Below are 20,598 nucleotides of genomic sequence, written 5' to 3' on the forward strand. Positions count from 1 at the left end.
ATAAACTAAAACGACATAAAACTCAGAAAATGAACATTACACAGGACAAAATAGACAATCTGAATTCTGTACTTACTGTTAAGATTAATCCTGAAGATTACAAAGAGCGTGTAGAAAAGGCGATCAAAGCCCAGGCTAAAAAAGCAAAATTGCCTGGATTCCGTCCTGGAATGGTACCTGCAGCGCATATAAAAAAAATGTATGGTAAGAGTATTTTAGTTGATGAGGTCAACAATATTCTGAATGATACATTAAGTAATTATATAACCGATAATAAGCTTGAAGTTCTTGGACAGCCATTGCCTAAGATCGATGACAGCAAGGAGTTTAATTGGGATTTTACCGATAATTTTGAGTTCGTTTACGAACTTGGATTGGCTCCTGAGTTTGACCTTGAATTTACATCTAAAGATAAATTGGTCAATTATCAGGTGAAGGTGGATCCTGAAACTCTGGCATCCCGTATCACCAACTTAAGAAAAAGCTATGGCAAAATGTCAAATCCTGACGTATCGGCAGATGATGATGTTTTGTATGCAGATTTAAAGCAACTTTCTGCTGATGGTTCTGTTTTTGAAGGTGGTATTAGTGCTACTGCATCTGTTCGTTTAGATCAGGTAAGTGACACTAAGATTAAAAAGTCACTTATTGGATTAAAGAAAGAAGATATAGTGGATGTGGATCTTCAAAAAGCATTTGATGGCAATGCTACAATTATTGCCAAGGTTTTAAATATTTCTGAAGAGGATGCACAAGACCTGAAATCTAAATTTCAGTTAACGGTTAAGAATATTAATCGTCTGGAAGAAGGAGATTTGAATCAGGAGTTCTTTGATAAGATATTCGGTGTTGATGTTGTTAAAACTGAAGAGGAGTTTAAAGAGAAGATCAGAGAAGAGCTTGAAAGCATGATGGTTCAGAATGCTGACCAGAAACTTCAGGCAGATATGCTTCAGTTTGGTTTAGATAAAGTTAAACTAAGCCTTCCTGATGAATTTTTAAAGCGCTGGTTAAAAGCGACCAATGAAAAACTGAGCGATGAGGAATTGGAACAGGGTTATGAAGATTTTGCACGTAACCTTCGCTGGACTTTAATTGAAAATAAGATCATTAAGGATAATAAACTCGAGATCAAATATGAAGAAGTCTTTGCAGCTGCTAAAAATCGTTTAGATTCTCAGTTCCGTATGTACAGTCCGCAGCCGCTTTCTGAGGAACAACTGGGACAGTATACTGCACAGTTTTTGCAGAATAAAGAAAATGCAAACAGAATATTTGAAGAGGTTAAAGCTCAGCATGTATTTGAATATTTGAAAGGTGTTATTACCTTAGATAAAAAGGAAATTCAATATGATAAATTCCTTGAGTTAAAGTAAATGATGATTGTTTTTGGTCTTATTAATTCCATTTATTTTGATCTTTCATTTACTGCATTAAAAATAAGTGTTAAATAATAATTAGAATATCTCAAAATGAACATTGATAAGAACGAATTCAGAAAATATGCGGTAAAACATCATCGCATAGGAAGTCAGCATGTAGATAGTTTTATTGGAAGGGTTCAAAATGCTTCTTTACCTACTGCAATGACTCCATATATCATTGAAGAGCGTCAATTAAACGTAGCACAAATGGATGTGTTTTCACGTTTAATGATGGATAGGATCATTTTTTTAGGTGATGCGGTTCATGAGGGGATTGCGAATATCATACAAGCCCAGTTATTGTTTCTTCAATCAACTGATGCTAAAAGAGACATCCAGATCTATATTAATTCTCCCGGTGGTTCTGTATATGCAGGTTTAGGTATTTATGATACTATGCAATATATATCACCTGATGTTGCAACTATCTGTACCGGTATGGCAGCGTCAATGGCAGCTGTATTGCTTTGTGCCGGAACCAAAGGTAAGCGAGCGGCATTGCCTCACTCAAGAGTAATGATTCATCAACCATCTGGAGGTGCTCAGGGTGTTGCATCTGATATGGAGATCAACTTGCGTGAGATGTTAAAACTTAAAAAAGAACTTTACGATATCATTGCCAAACATTCAGGTCAAACCTATGAATGGGTTGAACGGGCATCTGACCGCGATTATTGGATGATTGCAAATGAAGCCAAAGAGTTTGGTATGATTGATGAAGTATTAGTTGGAACCGGAGATAAATAAGAATGAGTAAAGGAAATAAAGATGTTAAATGTTCATTCTGCGGCTCCGGCAAGCAGGATACGCTCATGCTGATCGCTGGTCTGGATGCCCATATTTGTGATAAGTGTGTTACTCAGGCTAATCAGATCCTTGCGGAAGAACTTAATGTCCGTAAAACTAAATCAACTCAAACTTTTGAAACCCTTTTAAAGCCTATAGAGATCAAAACGCATCTTGACCAATATGTGATTGGACAGGATCAGGCAAAAAAAATACTTTCTGTGGCTGTTTATAACCACTACAAGCGTCTGAACCAAAAAATTGGGAAAGATGAGGTGGAAATTGAAAAGTCGAACATTATAATGGTTGGCGAAACAGGAACTGGAAAAACTTTACTTGCCAAAACCATCGCCAAAGTATTAAATGTGCCATTTTGTATCTGTGATGCTACTGTGTTAACTGAAGCTGGATATGTTGGAGAGGATGTAGAAAGTATTTTGACACGTTTGCTACAGGCCGCAGATTATGATGTGACTGCTGCCGAACGTGGTATTGTATATATTGATGAGGTTGATAAGATCGCCCGCAAGAGTGATAACCCTTCTATTACACGCGATGTGTCAGGAGAAGGGGTTCAGCAGGCCTTATTGAAGATATTAGAAGGAACTATAGTTAATGTTCCGCCCCAGGGAGGAAGAAAACACCCTGATCAGAAAATGATCGCTGTAAACACAAATAACATTCTGTTCATTTGTGGTGGAGCATTTGATGGTATTGAGAAGAAGATCGCGAACAGGCTTCGGACTCAAACAGTTGGATACAAAGTTGAAAAAGAAGAGTTTAATATTGACCTGAAAAACCTATATAAATATATAACCCCACAGGATCTTAAATCATTCGGACTTATACCTGAACTGATTGGAAGGCTTCCGGTAATTACTCACCTGAATCCATTGGATAGGGAAACTTTATTAAGTATATTGACGGAACCAAGAAATTCACTGATCAAACAGTATAAAAAGTTGTTTGAATATGAAAATGTAAATCTTGAGTTTGAGAAGGATGTGATGGAATTCATTGTTGATAAAGCAATGGAATTTAAGCTTGGCGCGAGGGGCTTAAGGTCGATTTGTGAAGCAATCATGATCGATGCTATGTATGAAACGCCTTCAGGTAAAACAGGAAAAGAATTGTATATCACACTGGATTATGCCAAAGATAAATTTGAAAAATCTGATCTGAAAAAGTTAAAAGTTGCATAAATGAGCCCCGATTCAATCGGGGTTTTTTGTAAGCTAAAAAATGGAATTATGAATAAAAAACAAGAACCCAAAGTTGAAGCTCCGGAATCTGTAAAAAAGACTACTGAAGTTGAGACTCCCGTTAAATCGGGACTTAAAAATAAGTCGGATATTGTTGACAACTGGTTGCCCCGCTATACCGGCCGTCCATTAACAGAGTTTAGTAAATTTATTCTATTAACTAATTTTTCCAGGTACCTCAACTTATTTTCGGAATGGAATGATAATGCTCCTATAATCGGACTTGATAAACCTATGCAGAGTGTCTCAGCCAATGGAATTACATTAATAAATTTCGGAATGGGTAGCCCCATGGCTGCAACCATGATGGATCTGTTGACGGCCATTCAGCCAAAGGCAGTTTTGTTTTTGGGAAAGTGTGGAGGATTAAAAAAGAAGAATAAGATCGGTGATCTGATCTTACCAATAGCTGCAATCAGAGGTGAGGGAACTTCCAATGATTATCTTCCTGCTGAAGTTCCTGCATTACCAGCATTTGCTTTGCAAAAGGCAATCTCAACAACCATTCGTGATCACTCGCGTGATTATTGGACTGGAACTGTATATACTACTAACCGTAGGGTTTGGGAGCATGATAAGAGCTTTAAGAAATATCTCAAAACTTTAAGAGCAATGGCGGTTGATATGGAAACTGCAACAATTTTTACAACCGGTTTTGCGAATAAGATTCCAACAGGTGCATTATTATTGGTATCAGACCAACCAATGATACCAGAGGGTGTAAAGACAGCTGAAAGTGATTCAAATGTTACTGAACAGTATGTTGAGACGCACCTGAGAGTGGGAATAGACTCATTAAAGCAATTGATAAATAATGGTTTAACTGTGAAGCATTTGAAATTCTAATCCAAATAGCTTCCAGATATATTAACCATATTTAACTTAAGACATATACTGTTTTTCACCCAATTTCCATTGGTTAATACTACTAAAACAGTAGATTTTTAAAATATAATTTCGTGTGTTTAATAGATGCGATACAATCTTTGTATTTTATTCACTTTTGGCATTTAATCTGTTGTTACGAGCTTAAATGCTTATTTTTGCACTATGTGGTATAATAATATTCTTGAAACCATTGGGAATACTCCTTTGGTCAAATTGAACAATATAACGAAGGATGTTAAAGCTACGGTTTTAGCAAAGATCGAAACAACCAATCCTGGTAACTCAATTAAGGATAGGATGGCCGTGAAGATGATTGAAGATGCAGAGCGGAGCGGTAAACTGAAGCCAGGAGGTACTATTATTGAAGGCACATCCGGAAACACTGGAATGGGGCTTGCAATGGCAGCAATAATAAAGGGCTATAAGTGTATTTTTACTACCACAGATAAGCAGTCAAAAGAAAAAGTTGATGCTTTGCGGGCTTTTGGGGCTGAAGTTATTGTGTGTCCTACAAATGTTGACCCTGAAGATCCCAGATCATATTATTCTGTTTCCTCGCGCCTGGAGCGTGAAGTTCCAAATTCATGGAAACCAAATCAGTATGATAATTTGTCAAACTCTCTGGCTCACTATGAACAGACCGGTCCTGAAATCTGGAAACAAACAGATGGTAAGATCACTCATCTTGTAGTTGGGGTTGGTACTGGTGGAACTATCTCAGGTACTGGTAAATACCTTAAAGAACAGAATCCTGATATAAAAATATGGGGTATTGATACTTATGGATCCGTGTTTAAAAAGTACAAGGAAACGGGAATTTTGGATAAAAATGAGATCTATCCTTATATTACCGAGGGAATAGGGGAAGACTTTCTGCCGAAAAACGTAGACTTTAATATCATTGACCGATTTGAAAAGGTAACAGATAAGGATGCTGCTCTGATGACCCGGGATATTGCCAGAAAAGAGGGAATATTTGCTGGTAATTCTGCAGGATCTGCACTTGCCGGACTTATGCAGTTGAAGGATGAACTAAAAGAAGGTGATGTAGTTGTTATCATTTTTCATGACCATGGTTCCAGATACATGGGCAAAATGTATAATGAAGACTGGTTAAGGGAGCGTGGTTTTCTTGCTGATGAGAAACTTACAGCTAAGTCAATTTTATCAAAACGCGGGAGACAAGAAATTGTTACCATTGATTGTGAACAATCTGTTTTGCAGGCAATCAACACAATAAAATCATTGAATATTTCCCAGATTCCAGTTACTCAGAAAGGAATGGTTGTAGGGAAAATAACGGAGAGCGATATTTTGAACGCAGTATTGGAGAATCCATCACTTCGTTCGGGTTCTGTAAAGGATATCATGACTGCTTCTTTTCCTTTTGTGGATCTGAATACAACCATAGATAAGATCACAAGTATTATTAATAAAGAAAATATGGCGGTTCTTGTTGAAGATCAGAATGGTAATATTGAGATCATAACTCAATATGATATCATCAATGCTATATCAGTCTGATCAATTATTGACCTGATCTCTCATCATAAGCACAAAACAGAACAAAACCAAAACCTGATAACATTAATAAATGATAGATCAGAAATCCGAAATCCTTAAAATATAGTCCGGCAAGAGCAGCTAGAAAAAAATAAATAAATAGTAGAAATTCAGGAATAAATTTCCCCAGCCTCTGCTTCTTTGAATAGTGATTTTCCTCTTTTGATTCGCTGAACTTTGGGGTTCTGATAAACGCTGTTTTTTGGCCTTGAATTCCTTTTAAAATAGCTATGGTATTGTGATATGACATACCCATCGATACAACTATAGCTATCGGAAATGCACTTATGATCTCTATTATTGCGTCAATTGCTTTCTTTTTATCCATTAAAATTGCTGTAAAGCAATAAAGAAAATTGATTAGCAAGACTATAATTAATGAGGTACTCCAATTAAAGAACTGATCAAATTCAGTTGATTTATTCTTCAAAATCATTAGAGGAACACTTAGCAAACTTGTTATGAGGATAAATGCATAGATATAATTGTTTAGGAGCTGCAGGCTTCCAAACAATTTTGTTGAAAGAGGTAGTTTACATTTCCATAGTCTGACCATCAGTTTTTTGGAGGTTTCAACTCCTCCCTTTATCCATCGAAATTGTTGTGATCTTACTGCACTGAGCAGATTCGGAAGTTCCGCAGGAGAAATGATTTCAGGACAATAATTGAACCTCCATCCTTTCATTTGGGCACGATAACTCAGGTCTAGATCTTCTGTAAGTGTATCAGCTTCCCATCCTCCTGCATTTTCAATACAGGATTTTCTCCAAATTCCAGCGGTGCCATTAAAACTTATAAAATATCCACCCTTTGCACGACCATCCTGGTCAATAATAAAGTGACTGTTTAGTCCGATTTCCTGTGCTCTTGTGAGCCATGACTCCCGTGGATTGATATGTCCCCATCTGGTTTGCACCATTCCAATTTTATCATGGCTGAAATGTGGTAGAGTGTTGATCAAAAAATCCGGACCCGCAATAAAGTCGGCATCAAAAATCGCAATGTATTCTCCTGTAGCCAAAGTTAACCCGTTTTGTAGAGCACCCGCCTTAAATCCTGTTCTGTTTTCGCGTTTAATATGAGAGATTGTAAAACCTAATGCCCTTAATTTCCCTGTTATTTGTTCAATAATAGCACTTGTATCATCATTAGAATCGTCAAGAACCTGTATTTCTAACTTGTCTTTAGGGTAGTTTAAATTGGAAATTGAATCCAGGAGTCTTTTAATTACAAATCGTTCGTTATAAATTGGTAACTGGATGGTTATAAGAGGAAAGGTTTCTAATTGAATTTTGGGATTTACTTTATTCCTGTTTGCTAAAAAAGTAATTAGCAGCGCTAACTGTCCAAGACTGAAGAGGATGATGAAGAAGAAAAAAAAACTATATAAAATTATAATGCCAAGCGCTAACATGATTGATTTGAATCCCGGATTAAATATTTTTAAAGATGGTAAGTAATATTTTATATCCGGCCATAATAGTTCCATAGATAGTCCCGGATACTTTACTTACTCCAATTCTTCTTCTATAGCTTACCGGTACTTCTGTAAAATTCATTTTGTGTTTTGCTGCCTTTACCTGCATTTCTACTGTCCAGCCAAAGGTCTTATCCTTCATGTCTATTTGTTGCAAGGCTTTCCATCGAATTGCTCTGAATGGTCCCAGGTCCGTAAAATGGACATTGTAGAATGATTTTATCAGTTGTGTTGCCAGCCAGTTTCCTGCTATTTGCTGAATAAGCATAGATCCTGGTTCCCTTACACCCAAAACTCTTGACCCGATCACCATATCATAACCTGAATTTAGTATTGGGGCAATAAGTATGTTAATTTCGCCAGGAAAGTCTGAATAATCGCCATCTAAGAATACAATAATATCTTCAGGATCTGCTTTTGACTGGAGATGATCAATACCTTTCAGGCAGCTGTATCCGTATCCTTTTCTATTTTCCCTTAGGACAGTAGCCCCGTGCTCATTTGCAACTTTCCCTGTATTATCTGTGGAAGCATTATCAACAACAATCGTTTCATGTACCAGTTTGGGAATATCTGAAATGACTTTCCCTATCGATTGACTTTCGTTGAATGCAGGTATGATTACATAAACTATTGGTTTTTTGGTATCAGCACTCATTATTAAATTTCATGACGATTATAAGGTTCAAATCTTCCTTCTTCCTCCATGTTTTCCAGTTTAAGAACTCCTCTTGGGCAGACAGCTGAGCATATTCCGCATCCCACGCATGAGGCACGAATTATATTCTCGCCTTTTTGAGCGTAGGCTCTTACATCGATACCCATCTCACAATAAGTGGAGCAATTGCCGCATGAGATGCACTGCCCCCCATTGGTTGTTATCCTGAATTTTGATTTGAACCGTTGAAATAGTCCAAGAATTGCTGCCATCGGGCATCCGAAGCGACACCAAACCCTTGATCCCATTATTGGGTAAAATCCAGTTCCGATCACCCCTGAAAATACCGAACCGATCATAAATCCATACCATTGCGAAAATAATCCGGATGCATCGCCAAGAATAGTACCGCTCTTCCATGAATTTAACCATAATAAGGCTGTGGTTAAAGTAACGAATACCAACACAGAATGGACCATCCAGCGTTCCACTTTCCATGCTTTGAGTGATTTATCCGAATTTTGCCTGTATGGATCTCCAAGCGTTTCCGCTAAAGCACCACAGCCACAGATCCATGAGCAATACCAGCGTTTGCCATAATTATAGGTCAATATTGGTGTGGCAATAAAAGTCATGACAAGGCCCCAGAAAACCATAAAAACACCAATATTCCCGGACTTGATCAGATAATCGATGTCATTCGGGAACAGATAAGAATATTTTAATGGCCAGAAATATGAGAAGTAAAATTCAGGTTGATTCAATTTCAGTAAAAATGCAGGAATTAAAAAGGCAAATCCAAGCTGGAAAAACATAACAGAGAAGGTTCTCAAAATCTGGTATCTGCTGTGTCTGTACTTACCGATGAAACGAATACCCATAATGAGAACTGCCAGGGTGTAGAAAGTGCCGTATAAAAACCACTGATCAGATACTTTGTTCCTGAGTATCATGCTTATTGGGTCCATTATCCTGATCAGTCCATCTAAATAATAGGGAAACCAATATAGAATAATGTAAAATCCCGTCATCAAAATGGCAATTCCCCAGGCAATTGCACCCCGGTTTGTTGCGGGGCTCTGCATAATACCATTGTTCTTTATTCCTGGTATTGCTTTATAATATGGAATCGAAAATATAATTCCTCCTGAAAAAACCAAGCTGATAATTAACCAAAAAAAGAGTTCAGGCTGAGTTTCTCCCTGACCAGATGATGCAATTATTGAACAAAGTATTGCAGCTGCAATAAGAGTTGCGCCTATCTTTTGTGAAAGAAGGCTTTCTGATGGCTTTGCTATTGATAAGGAATTGTCTTGCATTTTTTTTTATTTGGAAAATGATGCATCTATATTAAAATCTATGAATGCTTTTGCTATTTCTTTATAATGAGCTTTCGAAAATTCAGGATCAAACCAGCCCTGGTTTAGGTGTTCTATAACATATTCTATCTCTTTTTGATCACGTATCCATTGTTCAGCAATAACTTGTCTGAACCGTATTCCCATAAAATTAAACCCGAGAATACTTCTATCTGATTTGTTATAATTGGCTCTGAATGAAATTTTGCTATTTTCGTGTTCCCAGTAAAAGCTTTCTTGTTCATTGGTAATGACAGGAGGAACCTTTCCATAGGTTTGATATTCAATATCAAAGAATTTTGCTGAATTGAACCAAATGCCCCGGTCATATGATGTTCTGTGACCGCATATCGTGTTAGCTAATGTTTCGGCCTGCATTTTACCAGTATACCATAACTGTTCTATAGGAGCTTCACCTATTTTTGCAAAACGAAATTGGGCACAATCTCCGGCAGCAAAAATATCAGGGATATTGGTTTCTAAAAATTCATTTACCAATATTCCTTTCTCTATTTCTAATGTGCTATTTTTTAGGAAATTAATGTTGGGTTTAACTCCTGTAGTTATCCCTACAAACTGGCAATTAATGATTTCTTCAGTATTGGTAATAATGCTATTTACGCCAAGCCGATCGATCGATCGGATTTCTTTGAGTTCTGTATTGAATCTCAGATCAATCCCATGTTTATGGAGGTGATTCCCAATTAATTGGGCTTCTTCCTGTGGTAATACATTGGCCCAATAGGCATTCTCACGAATCAGCATAGTGACAGATATATTTCGGCTGTGAAGCATTTCAGCCATTTCAATACCAATTAATCCGCCACCAACAATAACAGCTGAAGAAATATTGGAGGTGTTTTTCTCCATTTCCTCAAGATCCTGAATACTGTAGAGACCTTGAACACATTTTAAGTCTTCTCCCGGCCAGCCAAATTTGTTTGGAATTGACCCTGTTGCCAAAATCAGTTTGTCATAAGATAAGAAACTATTATCCTCTAATTGAATAGTTTTATTCTCTGGATCTAAGCTTTTAACAGATGCCTTTACTAGATTAATTCTATTCTTTTTCCAGAACCAGTCTTCGTAGGGTTTGGTATTTTCATGTTTCATGTGCCCCATGTAAATGTACATAAGGGCCGTACGCGAGTAGAAATGTTCGCTCTCTTCTGAGATGACAGTTATTTTCGCATCTGAATTTTTCTTACGTATGTTGCGGGCACAGGTAATACCGGTAATGCCGTTTCCTATTATGATAATATTCATAAATAGTATTTAATACGCGCTTTTGAGTTATACTTGACCAATAATACTATTATACGGAAAACCATCTATTATTGGATTTTTAATCTGTATTTAAGGCAATAGAAATTTTATGCAGACTACTATTTTTGAAGATTTATTGTCTTAATTGTCCAATTTTGACCGTAATCCCTTTCTTGGAGTAGTTTAATCCTGGTTTTTAGGAATAATCTACTTATTGAACTCTTAATTTTTCTTTATTAAAAATCTAATTAAAATCAATTCTATTAGACAATAGCATTCATGGCAAAAATACTAAAGCTGAGTGAACTTAAAAATTACCTCATTAATACGTTATTATACCAATCTTTGATCAGTGTCCTTTAGCATACGCCTCAATCCTTTTGATATCAGCACCCAAAGCTCTAAGACGTACGTCAATATCCTGATATCCGCGCTCTATTTGTTCGATATTATAGATTATAGAGGTTCCCTGTGCAGATAGAGCTGCAATAAGTAGGGATACACCCGCTCTGATGTCTGGGGAAGTCATTTCTATACCGCGAAGTTTTACTTTTTTATCAAGTCCAATTACTGTAGCACGATGTGGATCACATAAAATGATCTGGGCACCCATATCTATTAATTTATCGACAAAGAACAGACGGCTTTCAAACATCTTCTGGTGTATAAGCACATTCCCTTTGGCTTGTGTTGCTATTACAAGCATGATACTCAATAGATCTGGTGTGAATCCAGGCCATGGAGCATCAGCAATGGTCATAATTGAACCATCAATGAAAGTTTCTACTTCATAATGTTTTTGGGAAGGAATAAAGATATCATCTCCTCTTAATTCAAATTTTATGCCCAGCTTCCGAAATACCTCAGGGATCATTCCAAGTTCTTCATATCGAACATTTTTAATGGTAATTTCAGACTCAGTCATAGCTGCCAGGCCAATGAATGATCCAATTTCAATCATGTCAGGTAATAAACGATGTTCTGTTCCACCAAGTTTAGTTACACCTTCTATTTTTAGCAAGTTTGAACCAACCCCTGTTATTTTTGCTCCCATACGATTGAGCATTTTGCACAGTTGCTGAAGATAAGGCTCGCATGCGGCGTTATAAATTGTGGTTATTCCTTTAGCTAAAACTGCGGCCATGACAACATTTGCAGTTCCTGTTACAGAGGCCTCATCAAGTAAAATATAAGCACCTTTCAGATTGCTTGCGTCTACGTTAAAGAAATTTGTTTTTTTATCATAAATGAATTTAGCACCTAATTTTTCAAACCCCAAAAAGTGTGTATCTAGTCTTCTACGTCCTATTTTATCACCTCCCGGTTTTGGAATGGCAGCTTTTCCGAAGCGAGCCAATAATGGTCCAACTATCATTATTGAACCTCTCAAGCTGCCTCCTTTGGCTCTGAATGATTCGGATTGGAAGAAATCGAGATTAATATTTGTAGCCTCAAATGTATAGGTATCTTTATTTAACCGTTCAACTTTTACACCAAGGTCACTAACCAGTTCAATCAGTTTATTTACATCCTTTATGTCTGGAATATTACTGATAGTGATTTTTTCTTCAGTCAGTAGTACAGCTGAAATTATTTGTAATGCTTCATTTTTTGCTCCTTGAGGTATTATTTCGCCCTTTAGGGGCTTACCACCAACAATTTCAAATGCGTTCATCTGTACTGCGAAATTTTAAATAAGAGATTAGTTAATTGGGGAAAGCACTAATTTACAAAAACTAGCTTTTGTTCCTTGAATAAAATGAAATAGTATTTATTAAGAGATAGAAAAGCCCATTGCTTTCATTTTTTTAGAATTTTCGGCTGTGTTTTTTTTAAGGGGAGCAGAATCGAGGGACTTTTAATATTATTAATCGGAGTGAAGTCAGTAGCGTTTGCCACTTGGGTTATTAGTCCTCTGACGATTTGAGCCTGGATTATTCCGGTTAGTGTTTTGTCTTCCTTTATTTTGGTTTGAATTTCGTTGTCTGCTGGGTGAGACAGCTTGTCTAACTTCAACCCGCTGAAGATTTACATTTTCTTCAAGTTGTAATGCTCCATTTGACATTTCACGCAGATCTTTGATTATAGTTTCATCTGCAACACTATCCTTATTCCAGGTTACATAAGCCATTTTCATGAAATTAGCAATTGATTGCACCATAGCTTGTTTTCTCTCTGGATCTTCGATTGCTTTAGCTCTGCTTATCATTAACTCAACTGTCTTGCCGTAATGTTTATATTTAATACGTTGTTGAGGGTAGGATAGAGGGGCAGGTTTAAATCTGATTGCATCCTCGGAAGGTTTTGGATATGGTGAATCTACATCGATCTTAAAGTCGGAGATGATATGTAGATGGTCCCATAATTTGTGTTTGAAATCAGCTACATCACGAAGATGAGGATTTAAAAACCCCATCAAATCTATGACAACCTGAGCATAACGATTCCTTTCATCTTTGGTAGGTAAATCAACAATATATTTCACCATATTTTGAACATTACGTCCATATTCGGCTAATATTAATTTTTTCCTTGTAGTATTATAATCGAATGTCATTGTAATTGTATTATTTCGCAGTACAAATATGCGGTTTAAATGCCTTAAATTGCGATTTTGATTTTATTTTATAATCCTCAATTTAGCAAATTTTAATAATAATTGCTTCTGTCCTAAATCTTTAAAGAATATAGTTGCTTTTATGTCTGGTTTGTTGCCTTCCATATTGATAACCTTTCCAAAACCAAATCTCTCATGCTCCACTTCCATACCAACTTGTAAGCCCGAAGTATCGGATGGACTGAATCCCTCACTTGGGACATGAGCTTTTGGTAATATAGAACTTGTTCTTACTGAAGAAGATGGTTTAGGTTTGCTAAACATTTCTTTTTGCTGCCATGGAGATCGTTCTTCATCCAAAAACGGATTGTCCGTTTTTTTTTGCGCCTGTTTAAAGTCAAGTTCAAGATACCTTGCGTCAATTTCTTCAATAAATCGGCTGGGTTCACAGCTAGTTAAAGTGCCCCATCGGTAACGTGATGTTGCATATGAAAGAGTAAGTTTTTTACCAGCGCGGGTTATTCCAACATAGAATAATCTACGTTCTTCTTCCAGGTCTGTTCTTGAACTTAAGGACATTTGAGAAGGGAATAGATTCTCCTCCAGGCCCACAACGAATACATTGTCAAACTCTAATCCTTTAGCTGAATGAATGGTCATTAACGATACTGTATCTGCATCAGGATTTTTGTCGTTGTCATCATTAGTCAGGAGAGCAACATCTTGCATAAAAATGTCAAGACTTCTCTCTTCAATATCTTCACGTTCGCTGAATTCTTTTATGCCATTCAGTAATTCCTGAATGTTTTCATACCTGCTTAATCCTTCAACTGATTTGTCTGAATAGAGATCTTTAAGTAGAGTTGAATGTTGTGCTATATGCAGCGCTGTATCATAAGCGGAATGAGTTTTAGTCATTACCTGAAAACTTTGGATAAGTAATGCGAAATTTGCAACCGAACCAGAGCTTCGGGAATCAAGATACTTATGTGCGTTACAAATTATTTCCCATATGGTCAGATTGTTTTGATCAGCAGCTATCATAATCCGCTCAATTGTGGTATCTCCAATTCCTCGTCGAGGGTAATTGATGATTCTTTTTATTGCTTCTTCATCGTTAGGGTTGAATGTTAATCTAAAGTAAGCGATAAGGTCTTTGATCTCTTTTCGCTGATAAAACGAAAGGCCACCATATATTTTGTAAGGAACGTTAAGTTTTCGAAGGGCTTCCTCCATTGCTCTCGATTGAGCATTTGTGCGATACAGGATAGCGAAATCATGGTATTTAGACCCTTTTAAAGCCTGTTCCTGAGCAATAGCTTCAGCAACTATTTTACCTTCCTCATTATCGCTAAAAGCTCTGTATACTTTTATTTTATCTCCTGTTTCATTTTCAGAAAATACAGATTTTTTTAGTTGATTTTTATTGTTTGCAATTATGCTGTTGGCTACATTGACAATGTTTTGAGTAGACCGATAATTCTGTTCTAGTTTATAAACTTTCAGGTCTGGGTAATCCTTTTCAAAATTTAGTATGTTTTGGATGTTCGCACCGCGAAAAGCATAAATACTTTGAGCATCATCACCAACTACGCATATATTTTCATTGTTTGCAGCAAGTTTTTTTACGATAAGGTATTGTGAATAATTAGTATCCTGGTACTCATCAACCATTAAATACTTGAATTTATTCTGGTATTTGTATAGAACTTCCGGATGCTCCCTTAAAAGAACATTGGTTTTATAGAGGAGGTCATCAAAGTCCATAGCACCAGCCTTAAAGCATCTTTGCGCATATATTTGGTATATTTCACCGATGCTTCCCCGACCGGTTGAAAAGTCCTCAGCCTGAATTTGAGCGTTTTGCAAATAGGCTGCCGGTGAAACCAGGTTGTTCTTCGAGGAGGAGATACGATTGTAAACAAAGTTGACATTATAGAGCTTTTCGTCAAATTGTTTTTCCTTTATAATCGCTCTGAGCAGACTTTTACTATCATCTGTATCATAGATTGTAAAGTTACTTGGATAGCCAATTTTTGTTGATTCAACTCTAAGGAGTTTGGCAAAAACGGAGTGAAATGTTCCCATCCAAATGTTTTTGGCTTCGTTTCCAACCACTTTCATAATGCGTTCCCGCATTTCTTTCGCGGCTTTATTCGTGAAAGTGAGTACCAGAATGTTGAATGGATCTACATCTTTTCTTATCAAATGTGCCACACGGTAGGTTATAACTCGCGTTTTTCCTGATCCTGCACCCGCCACTATCATCACTGGTCCTTCGGTCTGCTCTACTGCTGCACGCTGCGAAGGATTCAATCCATCTAAATAATCCAAAATTAACTCCTGTTTTTGTCTGCTAAATTACTAAAGAGATTTGAGATTAGAGATTCAGGTCATTGGACAATTTCTCCACCATGTAACCTAAAATTGGCTAAATTGAGGAAATCGAAATAATGAATAGTGATAAATTAGTCATTATCAATTAACCCCGACTTACCCGGATTATTAAGGTTTTCGTTAATGTTGATTATTTTATCATCCAGGTCATTAATACAATAGCCTAATTGTTCAACAAATTCATCTTTTTCAATGAGGTTATCTTTTTCAAGAAACATCAATCCTTTTAGGGTAGCAACAGGACTACGAATCTGATGAGAAAGGTGGGATGAATACTCTGAAAGTTTTTTATTTTTTACTTTAAGGTCTTTTGTCCGGTCATCGATAATTTCTTCAAGGTTCTGATTTGCACGGTCAAGGTCATCCTTTTGTTTGGAGATTTCAAGATTCAATCGGGTTAAAACTTTATTAGTATTCGCAGATTTCCGAACGTTTTTAATTAACAGGAATATAACGAGAAATGCCATAGCTGCAATTGCACTGCTTGCCCAGAAAAGTATCTGGGTGTTTTTCTGCTTTGCAATGGTTAGCTCGTTTTCTTTTTGTTTCTCGAGTTGGATATGCTGAGTCTCCAAAAGACTTATTTTTTCAGAAATATTATTGGCATATTTTGCGCTGTCTTGTTTATATGCTTTTTGCAGATAATTTAATGCTTGAAAATAGTTTTTACGTTTGTTTTCTAGTTCATAAGATACGATAGTGAAATTATATTCAAGTTTGGTGTCCTTGAGCAATTTTGCATAGAGTAATCCCTCATTGATGGTTTTCTCTGCTTTGGAAAATCTGCTTTGTGCTATATGAATTGAGCTGAGTGTTAAATTAACAGCTGCTATCGAGTTATTTAATTTTTCTTCTTTTGCATTCTTCAGAGCATCTGAAAGGTGTTTCTCTGCTTTCTGATAATCTCCAAGATTAAGATAAAGTACCCCCATGTTTTGATTACTTTGAATAATTCCTAATTTATTATTCAAAGTAATAAACATTGAAAGGCTTTTCTGATAATCAGAAAGTGCCTTTGTGTAATTTTTGCTTTGCTGATTTGCAGTACCGATATTTAAATAAAGGCCCGCTAAAAGATTTTTATTTTTTAACTTCTCTGCTATTTTTAAACTTTTGTTAAAACTTTCCAGCGATTTTTTTAAATCAAGGTCTCTATAGAGATTTCCTATATTGTTATAAACTTTTGCTTCTCCTTCTAAGTTTTTACTTTTTTTAAAGTAGCTCAATGCATTTAAATAGTTTTCAATAGAAATATCAATTGAGTTTTTGTAACTGTTCCCAACACCAATTACTCGATAGGATTCAGCTATACCGTTAATGTAATTTAATTTAAAGGATAATTGCAGAGCTTTTTTTGCGTTTGTGATTGTAATATTCGGATTAATTAAACGAGACTTAAATGCATTGTTATTAAGCTCAATAATTTCAGATGTATCAGTAGTATTTGTGATTTTATTGGAACCATTTCTGATATTTTGCGTATAAATTAAAAAGGCTATAGGTATTAATATAAAACTTAAAATTTTCATAACTATATTTGCATGTAAGTTTAAAAAAAAATAAGCAAACAAAATAGAAGAATTGGTTTAATTTTTCTATAAAATGAAGTTTGAAAAATGAGTTAAGATATAAAATTTATTAATTAATCATAAAAATCCCCAAAGTCATGCAAAGAATTCTATGCATTTTATCCTTTTTAGTAATTATTTTACTAAATGGTTGTGAAAAAGATCAATCAATTGTGCCAAATGAGAAAACTTTGATCAAATCAGAGAAGGGCCTCTTATGCCGTGGTTGTGGTGATTGGGATCTATCAGATCCAACTTCTACAACTGAAGCAACCACAACTAATAAACAAGCTGGTACAGATACCGCTTTTGTTAATAGTAAAAGATTTAGAAGAGATATTCCAGTTATACCAACAAATTCGAAAGAAAAATAATATTTCATTTGAATTTGTTAATGGTTTATGCCATTAATATACTGGTTGTCAATTTTAATAAACATATTTCATTTACAGTTTGGTGAGATTTATAAATCATTCAACTTGTCAATTGATTAACACATTTAACCATGAAAAAAATAATTTTAACAGTTGCAATCTCTGTTTTTATTTCGTTTGGTTTAATAGCTAGTGAAAAAAGTAATACTTCAAATACTGAGGTAAATGTGAAGAAGGAAAAAGTTAAGCCTGTCGAAAAAACTTTAGCATCAAGTGATGCAAGCGACAAACGTTTGGCTAGCTGGGATTAAATATTTCAGAAATAAATAATAAAATAGATTGAGTTTAGACTCATTCTATTTGAATCAGCAAATAAATAATCCAATTGGATTATTTATTTGCTGATTTTTTTTAGCCTTTTAGGCTGAAATTAGATTTATATCTTTGTGTCAAAACCAATTATATGCAAAATATTAGAAAGTATGTTCATGATAATAAGCAGCGCTTCTTAGATGAGCTATTCGATCTGCTTAGATTCCCATCTGTCAGCGCCGATCCAAAATATAAGGCTGAAATGCTCAAAACTGCTGAGTTTGTCGCAGACAAGTTGAAGATTGCTGGAGCTGATTTGGTAGAGATTTGTCCTACAGCTGGTTACCCTATAGTTTATGGCGAGAAAATCCTGGATGCCTCACTACCTACAGTTCTGGTATATGGCCATTATGATGTTCAGCCACCAGATCCACTAGAATTATGGAAAACCCCACCATTTGAGCCAACTATTAGGGACGAAAAGATTTATGCCCGAGGTTCTTGTGATGACAAGGGTCAGTTTTATATGCATGTGAAGGCTTTTGAGCTTATGATGAAAACCAATACTCTTCCATGCAATATTAAATTCATGATTGAGGGTGAAGAAGAGGTCGGTTCCAGTAATCTTGCAATTTTTGTTAGCGATAATAAAGAAAAATTAAAGGCAGATGTTGTATTAATATCTGATACTTCGATGATCAGTCTGGAACATCCATCTCTGGAAACTGGTTTACGTGGACTTTCATATGTTGAAGTGGAAGTTACCGGACCAGACCGTGATCTGCATTCTGGAGTTTATGGTGGTGCTGTTGCAAATCCAGCTACAATACTTGCGAAGCTTATTGCTTCTTTGCATGATGAAAACAACCATATTACTATTCCTGGTTTTTATGATGATGTATTAGAATTGAGTGCTTCGGAACGCGAAATGCTTAATAAAGCCCCATACAACGAAAATGAATATAAAATTGATCTTAAGGTTGACGAATTATGGGGGGAAAAAGGATATACAACTTTAGAACGTACCGGTACTCGCCCAACTCTTGAAGTAAATGGAATTTGGGGTGGTTATATAGGTGAAGGAGCAAAAACAGTATTGCCTTCAAAAGCATTTGCTAAAATTTCCATGCGCCTTGTTCCTAATCAGCAATCAGATAAAATTACCAAATTATTTAAGGACCACTTTGAAAGTATAGCTCCAAAAAGTGTAAAAGTTAAGGTTACTCCTCATCATGGGGGTGAACCTGTTGTAACACCTACCGACAGTATTGCATACAAAGCTGCACAAAAAGCAATTTTTGAATCATTCGGAAAAGAACCAATTCCAACCAGAGGTGGTGGAAGTATTCCTATTGTAGCTTTATTCGAAAAAGAATTAGGTATTAAAACTGTTTTAATGGGGTTTGGTCTGGATAGTGATAATCTTCATTCACCAAACGAAAAGTTTGATATCGCTAATTTTTATAAAGGAATAGAAACTATTCCTCTTTTCCACAAGTACTTTGCTGAATTAAGTAAATAAAATTTCTGTTAATATCTTATTCCAGGTACTATGCCCGGAATAAGATATTTATTTTAAATTTTCCACATTTCGCAGGTTTTCAAAAATTTCTCATCTGCATCTGCTCCTATTCCCGGAGTATCTGGAATATCCAGAAAATATCCATCATAAGATACTCCTCCAACAACCGGATCGACTAAATGTCCGAGCAAGCATGTGTCCAGATCGAAATACTTAATATTCGAACATGCGTATGCAAAATGTAGATTGGCACTTAGTGCAATCCTGCTTTCGAGCATACTTCCAATCATACAAGGCACACCAGAATCATTTGCAATTTTATGAATTTCCAGTCCCTCATTGATACCCCCCGACTTAGCAAATTTTATATTTATAAGATCGCAAGCATTTGAATTTATAAGCTTTCTGGCATCATGATGATTGTAACAGCTTTCATCAGCCATGATTTTTATAGTTGTCTTTTTTCTTAATTCAGGTAGATAATCATCATACCAGGTTCGCATGGGTTGTTCACAAAACTCGATGTCGAGGTTACTCATCCCATTTAAACAATACAAGGCTTCTTCAAATGTCCAGCCCTGATTGGCATCAATACGGATTACCATTTTTTTACCTACAGCTTCTCTTATTTTGCGTATTCTCTCTAAATCAACGTCAGGCTTTTTGCCAAGTTTTATCTTTAATATGCTGGCACCTTGCTTTTGATATTTAATTGCTGTTGAAGCCATATCTTCCGGACTTCCAATTCCGATGGTCATATCGGTTTCAATCGTTCTTTTTATTCCGCCTAAATATTTATATAAAGGTTGATTATGATTTTTTGCTGCCAGATCATAAAGTGCCATATCAAATGCACTTTTAATAGTGGGGTTGTGGGCTGAGTAATTATGAAGATCCTGAATACGGGCAGGAATATCAAGAGCATCTTTTCCTTTCCAGATCTTTGCGAAATCTTTTGCCATTGACAGGCAGGTTTCCTGGGTCTCCCCAACGATCATTGGAAAGGCAGAACATTCACCAACACCATAAAGATCAGTATCCGTATGGAGCCTTATGAAAACATTCTGTGCATAATCCATTGTTCCTGTTGCAATTACAAAAGGTTCCATCGGAATACTAAATCTGTAGATGTCTATGTGGGTAATTTTCATGGCGAAATTTAGCTCTTTATGTCTGATCAGGAAAA

General features: G+C 36.1%; 17 protein-coding genes. 8 read left to right on the plus strand and 9 right to left on the minus strand.

From position 1 onward, the window contains the following. Positions 1-29 precede the first annotated feature (29 nt). The 5 genes from tig (at position 30) to BLR27_RS02575 (ending at position 5,884) form a co-directional block, all read left to right on the plus strand. Positions 30-1,376, plus strand: coding sequence for a trigger factor (gene tig, locus BLR27_RS02555; protein ID WP_090699190.1), 1,347 nt, complete (start codon positions 30-32; stop codon positions 1,374-1,376). A 96-nt stretch (positions 1,377-1,472) separates the two neighbouring features. After that, on the plus strand, positions 1,473-2,171 hold the full coding sequence (gene clpP, locus BLR27_RS02560; RefSeq protein ID WP_090699194.1) for an ATP-dependent Clp endopeptidase proteolytic subunit ClpP: 699 nt from the start codon (positions 1,473-1,475) through the stop codon (positions 2,169-2,171). A 2-nt stretch (positions 2,172-2,173) separates the two neighbouring features. Beyond that, complete coding sequence (clpX, locus tag BLR27_RS02565; RefSeq protein ID WP_090699197.1) at positions 2,174-3,412, plus strand: ATP-dependent Clp protease ATP-binding subunit ClpX; 1,239 nt, start codon at positions 2,174-2,176, stop codon at positions 3,410-3,412. A gap of 48 nt (positions 3,413-3,460) precedes the next feature. Next, a complete protein-coding gene (locus BLR27_RS02570) occupies positions 3,461-4,318 on the plus strand; it encodes an AMP nucleosidase (RefSeq protein ID WP_090699382.1) in 858 nt (285 codons plus the stop codon). A 204-nt stretch (positions 4,319-4,522) separates the two neighbouring features. Beyond that, positions 4,523-5,884, plus strand: a complete 1,362-nt coding sequence (locus tag BLR27_RS02575) for a pyridoxal-phosphate dependent enzyme (protein WP_090699201.1) — start codon at positions 4,523-4,525, stop codon at positions 5,882-5,884. A 4-nt stretch (positions 5,885-5,888) separates the two neighbouring features. Here the strand turns inward: BLR27_RS02575 and BLR27_RS02580 are convergent, their stop codons facing one another. The 8 genes from BLR27_RS02580 to BLR27_RS02615 form a co-directional block, all read right to left on the minus strand. After that, positions 5,889-7,337, minus strand: a complete 1,449-nt coding sequence (locus BLR27_RS02580) for a glycosyltransferase (RefSeq protein ID WP_176767587.1) — start codon at positions 7,335-7,337, stop codon at positions 5,889-5,891. A 19-nt stretch (positions 7,338-7,356) separates the two neighbouring features. Beyond that, positions 7,357-8,058, minus strand: coding sequence for a glycosyltransferase family 2 protein (locus tag BLR27_RS02585; RefSeq protein WP_090699208.1), 702 nt, complete (start codon positions 8,056-8,058; stop codon positions 7,357-7,359). 2 nt (positions 8,059-8,060) lie between these two features. Beyond that, positions 8,061-9,377, minus strand: coding sequence for a 4Fe-4S binding protein (locus tag BLR27_RS02590; protein WP_090699212.1), 1,317 nt, complete (start codon positions 9,375-9,377; stop codon positions 8,061-8,063). Positions 9,378-9,383: 6 nt separating this feature from the next. Then, positions 9,384-10,682, minus strand: a complete 1,299-nt coding sequence (locus tag BLR27_RS02595; RefSeq protein ID WP_090699217.1) for an NAD(P)/FAD-dependent oxidoreductase — start codon at positions 10,680-10,682, stop codon at positions 9,384-9,386. Positions 10,683-11,031: 349 nt separating this feature from the next. After that, positions 11,032-12,357, minus strand: coding sequence for a UDP-N-acetylglucosamine 1-carboxyvinyltransferase (gene murA, locus BLR27_RS02600; RefSeq protein ID WP_090699221.1), 1,326 nt, complete (start codon positions 12,355-12,357; stop codon positions 11,032-11,034). Positions 12,358-12,564: 207 nt separating this feature from the next. After that, a complete protein-coding gene (locus tag BLR27_RS02605; RefSeq protein WP_090699225.1) occupies positions 12,565-13,239 on the minus strand; it encodes a DUF4290 domain-containing protein in 675 nt (224 codons plus the stop codon). Positions 13,240-13,302: 63 nt separating this feature from the next. Next, positions 13,303-15,573, minus strand: coding sequence for an ATP-dependent helicase (locus tag BLR27_RS02610; RefSeq protein WP_090699228.1), 2,271 nt, complete (start codon positions 15,571-15,573; stop codon positions 13,303-13,305). Positions 15,574-15,707: 134 nt separating this feature from the next. Beyond that, positions 15,708-17,207 (minus strand): tetratricopeptide repeat protein, encoded by a 1,500-nt coding sequence (locus BLR27_RS02615; RefSeq protein ID WP_143007686.1) that lies wholly within the window; start codon positions 17,205-17,207, stop codon positions 15,708-15,710. Between the two features lie 95 nt (positions 17,208-17,302). On the opposite strand from BLR27_RS02615, the gene BLR27_RS02620 reads away from it, so the two are divergent. From BLR27_RS02620 to BLR27_RS02630, 3 genes are all read left to right on the plus strand, one after another. Beyond that, entirely contained in the window at positions 17,303-17,578 is a 276-nt protein-coding gene (locus BLR27_RS02620; protein ID WP_090699239.1) for a hypothetical protein, read from the plus strand. Positions 17,579-17,709: 131 nt separating this feature from the next. Beyond that, positions 17,710-17,889 (plus strand): hypothetical protein, encoded by a 180-nt coding sequence (locus tag BLR27_RS02625; RefSeq protein WP_090699243.1) that lies wholly within the window; start codon positions 17,710-17,712, stop codon positions 17,887-17,889. Positions 17,890-18,041: 152 nt separating this feature from the next. Next, a complete protein-coding gene (locus tag BLR27_RS02630) occupies positions 18,042-19,412 on the plus strand; it encodes a dipeptidase (protein ID WP_090699247.1) in 1,371 nt (456 codons plus the stop codon). A 53-nt stretch (positions 19,413-19,465) separates the two neighbouring features. On the opposite strand, the gene BLR27_RS02635 is transcribed toward BLR27_RS02630, so the two are convergent. Further along, positions 19,466-20,563: a mandelate racemase/muconate lactonizing enzyme family protein gene (locus tag BLR27_RS02635; RefSeq protein ID WP_090699251.1), complete on the minus strand. Its 1,098-nt coding sequence runs from the start codon at positions 20,561-20,563 to the stop codon at positions 19,466-19,468. Between the last annotated feature and the right edge of the window lie 35 nt (positions 20,564-20,598).

Origin of the sequence: Daejeonella rubra, from assembly GCF_900103545.1 — a bacterium.
GTDB lineage: Bacteria > Bacteroidota > Bacteroidia > Sphingobacteriales > Sphingobacteriaceae > Daejeonella > Daejeonella rubra.